A 6,004-nucleotide genomic window follows, 5' to 3' on the forward strand; every position below is an offset into this window, starting at 1 on the left:
TTGATGTTGGAAACAGCCCAAACACTATCGCTCTACCTTTGTATGCAGTCGCAAAGTATAGAACATATATCCCTCTCGTCTTACCATCACTTAACACGCCAGCATACTCATGATCTTTCCTAACGCTCCTCATCTCAACCTAGGTTATATCCCCTATCACATACTCAGCATCTTCGTCAAAAACCCTAACCATCAACCTCTCAACAACTTCAACATCCAACTCTTCCAACAACCCTCTAACAAACTCAGACCTTCCCCACTGGCTCATCTTGTCCCTCTTCCTACTGTTTTCAGATATCCTAGATATCCTCAAACTCCTAGATAGGGTGATTGCGAGAACAACTTCTGATATTTTCTTCCTGAGCTTGGTTGGAAGGTCAAATAGAAAGTTTTTGATAAAGTGATTTATAGTGTTTCTGTGATTCATATATTCCTCCTTTTGCCTTTATTTTAAGGGCAAGAGGAGGTTCTTTCACTTTAATTTTTACCAAACTCTACTACAAACTTCAGGTCCTAATAACTTGAAAGTATCCTAACTTTCATTTACCCTGATAATCAGGAAAAGAGTATGAAAGGTTTGGTAAAGAGGCTTTGGATTTTAAGCTTTATCATATTTTCGTTCTGTGTCCCACAGACACAAGTAAAGGACTCCCTGCAAACAGATTACAGAGAAGAAAAAGAATACAAACAAGAAACCATTACCATAGGTGAAAAGTCGCTACCCAAAGAAACTCTATCTAAGAAAGGTATTCCGCTTAACTGGGTTCAAGCTCACGCAGGGTATATCTACTATATAGATATCTCGCCTGACGGGAAATTGATGGTTAGTGGAGGTTCGGATAAGTGTATAAAAGTTTGGGATATTTCAAAATTACCTCAAATTCGCGAAGTAGATTCCGTAAGAAGGCAATACCAAGCATTGTGGGGACCACCTGTGAAATTTTCAGAAGATGGCAACTACATTTTTTCCGGAAGCTATGACTTCGTAGAGGTTTTTGACAAAAACTTAAACTTCATACACAATCTCAGAATAAGTGATAAGGGGATACAAAGTATAGAGATATACGACAAACTTGTATTCGCTTCCGATGTAAACGGATTCGTTTATAAGCTATCCTTTGATGGGAAAAAACTAAACCTTGAAGCCAAGCGGAAAATACATGACGAAGAGATATGGAAGATAAAAATAAGTCCCACTGGCAAACACCTATTAACCGCTAGCCAAGACAAAACTTCGAAAATTCTTAAGGTAGATTCTCTTGACATTATAAAAACACTTAGAGCTCATGCAGGACCTCTAGAGTTTGTGGACTTTAGCAAAGATAAGATTGCTTTATTCTCTGCAGACAGCTATATTTCCGTATGGAATAGAGATTATGAACTAGTCGGAAAGATATTTGACAGTGACAAAAAAGACATAATTGTAGGAATCTTTGACAGGAGTGGGAAATACATAATAAGCGGTGGTAAGTCATACAAAATAAAGGTGTGGGATTCAGAAAAACTAGAACTCAGGAAAACTTTGGAATGGCATAGTAATGATATAATGTCTCTAAGAATTTCAGTAGATAATAGTTTTCTCATTTCTGGCGATAGAGATGGAAAGATAGCTATCTGGGAGTTTTAGAAAACTTTTCCTGAAGCTTTTCCCAAACAATACCAGGAACTTTGCTTTTGACATTTCCCCCAAGCAGTGCAATCTCCTTTATGATTGACGAGCTTACAAACATGTTCTCTTCACTCGTCATGAAAAAAACCGTTTCAACCCCACTTATTTCCATATTCATAAGTGCAACCTGCAATTCATACTCAAAGTCAGATACCGCTCTTAGCCCTCTAACTATGGCAACAGCACCAACTCTTCTCACGAAATCAACCAACAGCCCCTCAAATTCCATTACCTCCACTTTAGAATTATCCTTAAATACTTCTTTCGCCATATCTAACCTTTCTTCAACCGAAAACAGCGTAGTTTTGTGAAAAGACTTTTTCGGTATAGCAACTATAACTTTATCAAAAAGATTTGAAGCTCTGATTGCAATATCAATATGCCCGTTAGTTATCGGATCAAATGTCCCCGGATAGACAACTATTTTCATCCTCAACTCCCCAAGAGCCAAACTATTATAAATCCTAACCAACGGTAACTTCCATCTCTGGTGGATAATCGCAGTAAAGCTTGAAATTTAGGATTAAACGCAATCTTCTTTTCAGTATTTTCTATAGTCCCGCTGAGATTAATAGGCAGTTCTCTTATAAGTATCTTAAGAAGCCAAGTGCAAAGTAATACTTTTTGCATTCGGGTATTACCAGAACTAGAGAGATTAGGCAAGCAAAAAGTTAGAAAGCTTAACTATCCGGCCAATGGGTTATAATATCATCGCCTGAAGGCTTTGAGAGCTTTAGTGGGTCTTCCATCGTTTCTCCAACAACTCATAGAATATCTACTCCAAATTTCCGCTCCTTGAGGCTCCCAGTATAAAACTCCTAACCCCTTACCCCCAGAAATATTCCTCACTCCTTCTATTAGGGAAACTAGCATGTCATAACTCTCTTCCTCTTCATAGTAGAAATGTCCTGTTTCAACAACCATAACATATTTCCCGTATGATCTTACCATCTCTTCCATATTTGAAACAAGCATAGGCAAACTATACCTCCAGTTACCAGCCCAATACGGGTAATATGACATACCTATTACATCATAGTTTGTAAAGTATCTATTTAGGTTGCTGAAAAACCATCTAAAAAGACCTGCATCATGACCATTAGCTAAGTGCATGACTATCAAAGTATTAGAGTTCACATCTCTGACTGCTCTTGCTCCTGATGCTAAAAGTTCCGCTAACTTTGAAAAGTTAGTATAGCTTCCATCAGGCCACAGTATACCTGAGTTTATTTCATTACCAATCTGCACAAACTCAGGATAAACACCTCTACTTGCAAGTTTTGTCATAACTTCCTTTGTGTAGTCGTATACCGCATTCTTAAGTTCCTCAAATGTAAGTCCTTCCCATCTCTTGGGTTTATACTGTTTTGAAGGATCAGCCCAACTGTCACTGTAGTGGAAATTTATAATCAGCGAGAATCCCTTTTGCTTGACTCTAACTGCCATATCAACAGTTTCATCAGCACTACAATGACCATTAATAGGGTCATCCGAAGGGTTCACCCAGGTCCGTAACCTTATTATGTTCATACCGTTTTCCCTAAGTATGTCAAGTAAGTCTTTCTCTCTACCGTCAAAGTCGTAAAACACAAATCCACTCTGCTCCATCTGAGGAAGCCAAGAAACATCAGCACCTTTAAAAAACCTTTCCACCTCAGTTCGTGAATTCTTCTTAGGAACATCACTACACCCAATAACTAAAAGCGTCAACACTAGAAATCCCATAAACCTCATACACCTATTATGAACCCTTAACAAACTCAAATCAAAACTTTCATTTGGAGTTAAATAAAGCCTAAAATTTACAAACTGGAAACCGATCTTTTCAACAAATCTCAAAACTAGGTCAATGAAATCTAAAATTCACAATTGAGCATAGTTCTCCTTCCTTCTCAGGAACATGGGCGAATACTCTTCTCAGTAAGCACCTAGGAGGTTGGTGTAAAGTGAAATTTTGTAACTGACGAACACTATCCAGAACCAAAGAGAGTAAATAACAAAAAGCTTAGAACCTTAGCTACTTGCCTAAGTGGAGGTTGGAATTTATTGAGTGAGACTTAATGAAATTGAAAAAGATGGTTAAGAATAGACAGAATCAACAAAAATCTTCTCAATCTCAGTTGAGAGTGGGCTAACTTCAATAGGAACTAACTCTCTTTGAACAAGTTTTTTGACAATGTTTTCAAGTTCAGATTGATCTTTCAGGGCTAGCCTAATAACATTCTGTGATACTGAAACTTCTTCTGCTTCAGGTAAGCTTATTTCCTGAATATCCTTGTTTAACTTTATTACAAAGTATTTCTTATCCGACGGAGATATAGGAATATCATTCACGATCCTACCTTTGTTGATTATTATTGCCCTCTGGCAGACAGAGTTAACCTCCTGAAGTATGTGAGTGGAAAGGATCACCGTCCTTTTTTCTGTTCTTGCTAATCTGCTTATCAGTTCTCTCACCTCAATTATTTGGATTGGATCAAGTCCTATCGTTGGTTCGTCAAGTATAAGGATCTTGGGGTTATGAATTATAGCCTGTGCTATGCCTACTCTCTGCCTATACCCTTTTGAAAGATGAGATATTAGGAAATTTCTTTTTTCCTTAAGCCCAACAAGCTCTATTACCTCATTAACTCTTGACTTTAAGGAAACCTTTGGCACATTTCTAATCTCCCCTACGAAGTATAGATATTCCTCAACTGAAAGTTCAGGGTAAAGTGGCGGTTGTTCTGGCAAGTAACCAATTATCTTCTTTATCTCCTCCTGATCTGTCAAGTTGTCAAAACCATAGACAGAAACTCTACCGCTGGTCTGCTCCATAAAACCAGTTATTATCCTCATAGTGGTGGTTTTACCTGCACCATTAGGCCCTAGAAAACCAACTATCTCTCCCTCTTCTACCTCAAACGAAACATTATCAAGAGCCTTGAATTCTCCGAAATACTTCTCAACTTTCTCAAGCTTGATAGCTACCATAGGCTCACAAACTCTCTTTTCATTATAAACAAGGCCAACTCCACTTTCTACTTTGCTTCTCTAAAAAACCAAAAAGTTCCAAAACTAGGCTTGATCCTCAATTAAAGAGTAACCAAGCAAAATGTTTAAGAGTTCTGACTGCCTGACTAATGGAGTAGGGTTTATTGTCTCAAGCCTTCGGAACACTTAAACAATTCTCTAGTTTTGTAATTTGATGAATCGTAATTATAATATTATGTGTATGAGAAGAGTTAGATTAGGTCTCATAATACTCATAATCATAGGCCTGTATGGATGTTTTAACGTATTCTCCCCGCTTTTTGTAGATCCTGCTACTCAAGATTTGTCAACAATCGGAAGCGTAAACTTTCTAAATGATATGGGTGACTACTACGCAGACATAGGAGACTACGAAACTGCTAAGAAATTCTACCAGAGAGCACTAGAAATAGACCCTTCAAGCTCTAGAGCATTAATAGGCATAGCAAACTGCGAGATGTTTTCAATAATTCCTAGAACTAATATTGTTAGCTTTTATGAAAGAACTTCTAAGGACATAAGTAGTATTATGTCAAACTCAAATTACTCAGACCTTGTGGAATATTACGTCACTAACGAGACATACTACCAATCAGCAAACACTATAAGCAGTAACCTTTACATCGTAATAACAGGAAAATCTGATAACAAATTGCTAACCAATGACGATAACTTACACTTCAGTTTTAGTATATTCAATAAGATCAACAGTTTTTTTGTCTCTCTTGACACCGATGATAACGGTAAAATCAATTCAAATGACCTGTTATACAACTTTCTAAAAAAGATGACAAACTCATTGGAGAGCAATTTCATAATACCGAATGAATTTATTATCATGGGACATGTCATTAAGAGCGGTATGAACACTTTCTTCTTTGAAGGTCAAAAAAGCATTCGCTCACTCTCATTTGTTACTAACAAACTTAACTCTAAAGATTCGTCAATAGAGGTCCAGATTCTTAAGGCTTTTAAGGATTTAGATACACAGATAACGAATGTGTATACCAACTTCACAAGATATCATAACTTCTACGTTAACATGTACAATAGGATAGTTGAGCTTTTGACCAATAATGGTATACCCATTGAAATAGCAACTAATATCACTAAGCTTACAAACTCACTAAATGTAACAAATTACGCTACCTTTGATAACGAAGATATAACTAACATTCTGACAACTAATAACAGTAGTGCTTGGGATATTCTTACAAACTACCTAGATCTAAATAAGCTAACTAACTGACAATAGAAGAGAAGAGAGTAAGAGATATGAGAAGATACATTTTGAGTGTCATATTAGTTCTAATGGGTGTTTTG

The 6,004-nt window shown here is 37.0% G+C and carries 6 protein-coding genes; 2 read left to right on the forward strand and 4 right to left on the reverse strand.

The window, feature by feature from the left end:
• Positions 1-139: 139 nt before the first annotated feature.
• Positions 140-427, reverse strand: a complete 288-nt coding sequence (locus tag ABDH28_05895; GenBank protein ID MEN2998549.1) for a hypothetical protein — start codon at positions 425-427, stop codon at positions 140-142.
• 141 nt (positions 428-568) lie between these two features.
• On the opposite strand from ABDH28_05895, the gene ABDH28_05900 reads away from it, so the two are divergent.
• Positions 569-1,627 (forward strand): hypothetical protein, encoded by a 1,059-nt coding sequence (locus ABDH28_05900; protein MEN2998550.1) that lies wholly within the window; start codon positions 569-571, stop codon positions 1,625-1,627.
• On the opposite strand, the gene coaD is transcribed toward ABDH28_05900, so the two are convergent.
• The 3 genes from coaD to ABDH28_05915 all read right to left on the reverse strand — a co-directional run bounded on the left by coaD (position 1,611) and on the right by ABDH28_05915 (position 4,642).
• The gene (coaD, locus tag ABDH28_05905; GenBank protein MEN2998551.1) at positions 1,611-2,099 is read right to left on the reverse strand and encodes a pantetheine-phosphate adenylyltransferase; all 489 of its coding nucleotides are present in this window, start codon (positions 2,097-2,099) and stop codon (positions 1,611-1,613) included. The genes ABDH28_05900 and coaD overlap by 17 nt on opposite strands.
• A 278-nt stretch (positions 2,100-2,377) precedes the next feature.
• The gene (locus ABDH28_05910) at positions 2,378-3,403 is read right to left on the reverse strand and encodes a glycosyl hydrolase 53 family protein (protein MEN2998552.1); all 1,026 of its coding nucleotides are present in this window, start codon (positions 3,401-3,403) and stop codon (positions 2,378-2,380) included.
• A gap of 345 nt (positions 3,404-3,748) precedes the next feature.
• Complete coding sequence (locus tag ABDH28_05915) at positions 3,749-4,642, reverse strand: ABC transporter ATP-binding protein (protein MEN2998553.1); 894 nt, start codon at positions 4,640-4,642, stop codon at positions 3,749-3,751.
• A gap of 241 nt (positions 4,643-4,883) precedes the next feature.
• Between ABDH28_05915 and ABDH28_05920 the strand changes: the two genes are divergently transcribed.
• Complete coding sequence (locus ABDH28_05920) at positions 4,884-5,930, forward strand: tetratricopeptide repeat protein (protein MEN2998554.1); 1,047 nt, start codon at positions 4,884-4,886, stop codon at positions 5,928-5,930.
• Positions 5,931-6,004: the final 74 nt, after the last annotated feature.

Source organism: Brevinematia bacterium (genome assembly GCA_039630355.1).
Lineage (GTDB): Bacteria > Spirochaetota > Brevinematia > DTOW01 > DTOW01 > SKYB106.